This window comes from Gemmata algarum (genome assembly GCF_034097035.1).
In the GTDB taxonomy this organism is placed as follows: domain Bacteria; phylum Planctomycetota; class Planctomycetia; order Gemmatales; family Gemmataceae; genus Gemmata; species Gemmata algarum.
The window spans coordinates 1-951 of record NZ_JAXBLV010000105.1 but is presented as its reverse complement, the minus strand read 5'-3'; the positions used below and the strand labels follow the sequence as shown (position 1 = coordinate 951).

1 protein-coding gene is annotated in these 951 nt (G+C 62.8%); it reads right to left on the bottom strand.

Annotated elements, in window-relative coordinates:
* Positions 1–20 precede the first annotated feature (20 nt).
* A complete protein-coding gene (locus tag R5W23_RS09245) occupies positions 21–887 on the bottom strand; it encodes an IS5 family transposase (protein ID WP_320686085.1) in 867 nt (288 codons plus the stop codon).
* Between the last annotated feature and the right edge of the window lie 64 nt (positions 888–951).

Below are 951 nucleotides of genomic sequence, written 5' to 3'. Positions count from 1 at the left end.
AGAGGCTATACGGTAAAAAATCACGCAGCGAGGCTGTGATTTGCAGCGATTGATGCGGGGCCTGAATCTGTTGGCTTCGTGGATTTGGTGAGCCGGCGAAGTAATATCCTCACATGAGTGATATATAACTGCGACTCGCTGGATGCAAACGTGCGCTCGTAATCCTTGGCGTGCCGACGGCTCTGGATCAACCACCCGAACGTCCGCTCGACCACCCACCGCTTGCGGATCGGTACGAACCCCTGGGCACCCGGCGGTCGGTTCCCGACGTGTACCGTACACGACAGGTGTTGATCGGCGAACGTATAGACCTCGCCCCGATGGTACGCCTGATCCACGAAGATGGTCCGGAGCCGGGGTTGCTCGAACCGGGACACCTGGCGCAGCACCCCGATGGCCCCGGCGGCGTCGGACGCGCTGGCCGCGGTGACCGTGACGGCGATCACCAAGCCCAGGGTGTCGACCAGGATGTGGCGCTTGCGCCCGTTAATTCCCTTGCCCCCGTCGTACCCCCGGTGCCCGCCCGTGGGAGCCGCCTTGATGGTCTGGCTGTCCAGGGCCCCCGCCGACGGGTGCGGATCGCGCCCGGCCTGCACCCGCACCGCCTCGCGGAGCGCGTCGTTGATCCGCCGCCAGGTGCCGTTCTTGACCCACTTGGTGTAGTGGTACGAGACCGAGGACGGGGGTGGGAAGTCGTGAGGCAGGTCGGCCCACGTACAGCCGCTGGCGTTGATGTAGAAGACGGCGTCGATGATCTCTTTGATGGGAATCGTCTGGCGACGCCCGCGGCCTGTGTTCGGCGGGAACATGGGCTCCAGGATCGCCCATTGATCGGCCGTCAGATCACTGCTATACGACTTGCGTGCTGATGTATTCGCGTCAGGCATGAACAACCCCTAAGTAGCCCACTTACAGCACTTTAGGGGAATTCGGATTTACCGTACAGCCTCT

Bases quoted from the DNA above. Each gene is read 5' to 3' on its own strand.
- R5W23_RS09245 (WP_320686085.1), bottom strand. From the start codon at position 887: ATGCCTGACGCGAATACATCAGCACGCAAGTCGTATAGCAGTGATCTG.